The organism is Streptomyces acidicola (assembly GCF_009377235.1).
GTDB classification, from domain to species: Bacteria; Actinomycetota; Actinomycetes; order Streptomycetales; family Streptomycetaceae; genus Streptomyces; species Streptomyces acidicola.
Genome location: NZ_VMNX01000481.1, coordinates 1 through 2,096, shown reverse-complemented (window position 1 = coordinate 2,096; position 2,096 = coordinate 1). Strand labels below are relative to the sequence as shown.

2 protein-coding genes are annotated in these 2,096 nt (G+C 69.4%); one reads left to right on the top strand and one right to left on the bottom strand.

Annotation, left to right across the window (positions count from 1 at the left end; translation table 11 throughout):
* Window positions 1-72: 72 nt before the first annotated feature.
* On the bottom strand, window positions 73-438 hold the full coding sequence (locus tag FPZ41_RS46195) for a hypothetical protein (protein ID WP_152870852.1): 366 nt from the start codon (window positions 436-438) through the stop codon (window positions 73-75).
* An 865-nt stretch (window positions 439-1,303) separates the two neighbouring features.
* On the opposite strand from FPZ41_RS46195, the gene FPZ41_RS46190 reads away from it, so the two are divergent.
* Window positions 1,304-2,096: phage integrase central domain-containing protein (locus tag FPZ41_RS46190; RefSeq protein ID WP_228023462.1), on the top strand; the 793-nt coding region annotated here is incomplete at its 3' end.

Sequence of the window (2,096 nt, the reverse complement as noted above, 5' to 3'; positions counted from 1 at the left end):
TCACCGTCCTGTACGGAACCCCTAGCCGCTCGGCCAGTTCGTCGGTGCGGTAGCCGTCACGGGCCTCGTCCTTCATGCCGCCGCTCCGGCGACGCGCTTCGGCGCTCTCGGGTCCTTGGTGCGACGCGGCGGGGGTGCAGACGGGCGCTTTGGCTGGGCTGGCGGCTCGTCGGGAACACCGTCGTTGTTCGCGAGGATCTCTGCAGCCAGGGCGCGGTCCGCGACGATCTCGGCGGCGACGACCCGGAAGTTTTCACCCTCTCCCGTCAGCGCGCGTGCGAGCGCGTACACGCGGGCGAGGGTGATCGGGTCGCGCCCGGCCAGGGCGTTGCGGAGGGATCCCCAGGGAATGTCGGTCTCGGCGGCGAGCTGCTGCGTCGAGGTGACGGCCAGCTCGGCCATCCGGTGCTTCACCCGGGACCTGATCAACTTGGGCATGGCGCACAGTCTGCGGGAATCTGCGGGATTATGTCAAGGGGGAGCGCGAAGAGTCCAAATGGAAGATCATCTTCGCGTTGCGCGAGCAGGCTTACGACAAGGGCGGAAGGCCGGCCTCACCGATCCGCCAATCGGGTTGATCATCACCCGTTGGGTAACAGGGCAATTACGGAAGGTTGTACAGCGTCCATGAGCGACATAGTTGGAATGGGTGCTAGACATCGCGATTGGGGTAATGCTCCTACTGCTCACCGGCGGTGTGAGCTACACCATCTACAGCATCCGGCGCCTACATCAGCGCCTCGATGCGCGGGAACAGATCCAGGCCATCCTCAGAGACGGGCCGCCGGACGACGGCGGACCGACGCCGGGCCGGCGCCTGTACCTCGTGCCGAACCCCGTGCGGGAACACCCGGTGGCCGCGAGCACGGTAGCGCTCACCGCGATCGGAATCGCGGCCGCGCTCGTCGCGTCGGCTCCCTGGTCACCCACGCCGGCGCCGCAACGCCAGCACCCGCCTGTTGCGCTGCCCACTCCGGCACCTCCGTCGAGACCTGCGCCGCCTCCAGAGGCGGCGCCCACACCACCACCCGTCACCTCGTGGCCGGCACCCGCCGCGCCCGGGACACGACGGCCCGCGCCAGTCGTCGGCTCCGCGCGCACGCCGTCCCAGCCGGCGTCCTCCAGCGCGCCCCCGATGGCCGTGCAACCGCTTCCGCCCTCAGCAGCGCCCGCTACTCCGCCGGCCAGCCCTGCGCCACCGGCGCCCCCGGCCAGCCCTCCGCCGCCGCGCGGGACCGACTGTCTCCTCCATGCGGATCTCGTCTTGCTCGACGCTTGCGTTCTGCCCGCGTGACGGTGCGCCGTGGGTAGGCCGGCGACTCCTGTCGGGACGTGGGGGCGCATTCACGTCAAGAAGCTGCGCGACAAGTCCAAGGGGCGCCCGGCCGTCTACGAGGCGCACGCCCGGTTCCGGATGGCCGATGGCAGCAGCAAACAGGTGCGCCGGCGAGGCTCCAGCTCGACGAAGGCAGAGGACAACCTCAAGGAGGCCATGCGGGACCTCAGCGCCGAAGCACGCGCGGGGGAGATCAGCAAGTACACGCGGTTCGAGAAGATCTGCTGGGCGTGGTTCGAGGACTTCGAGCTGGACTACGCGAGCGCGGGCAAGGACAACCAGACCCCGCAGCTGTACAAGTCCTACCTGCGAAACTGGATCGTCCCGGCCCTGGGCCAGCTGCAGGCGCACGAGGTGCTGCCGTCGCGCTGCGACAAGCTGGTGAGGAAGGGGCAGGCGCAGTCCTACAGCACGGCGGCATCGATCCGGACCGTGCTGTCCGCCGTGTGCGCGTACGGCGTGCGGCACGGCGCCTTCGACTTCAACCCGGTGAAGTCCATCGGGCGTCTGACCCGGCCGTCACAGAAGACGGTCAAGGCGATGACCCTGGAGCAGCGGCAGGAAATGTTCGCCGCGCTCCGGGAGTACGGCGAGAAGAAGTCGCGCGACAAGAACGGGCGCAAGCTCGGTCCGCGGTCGCAGTTCTGGCGCGACCTCCCGGACATCATGGAGGCGTTCCTGGCAACCGGCGGCCGGCTGGGGGAGATCCTCGCGCTCGACGGGGACGAGATCGAGCCGACCGCGCCGACGGTGTACCTCG

What these genes read in the sequence shown, in the direction of transcription:
- FPZ41_RS46195 (WP_152870852.1), bottom strand. Translation starts at nt 438, where the DNA reads ATGCCCAAGTTGATCAGGTCCCGGGTGAAGCACCGGATGGCCGAGCTG.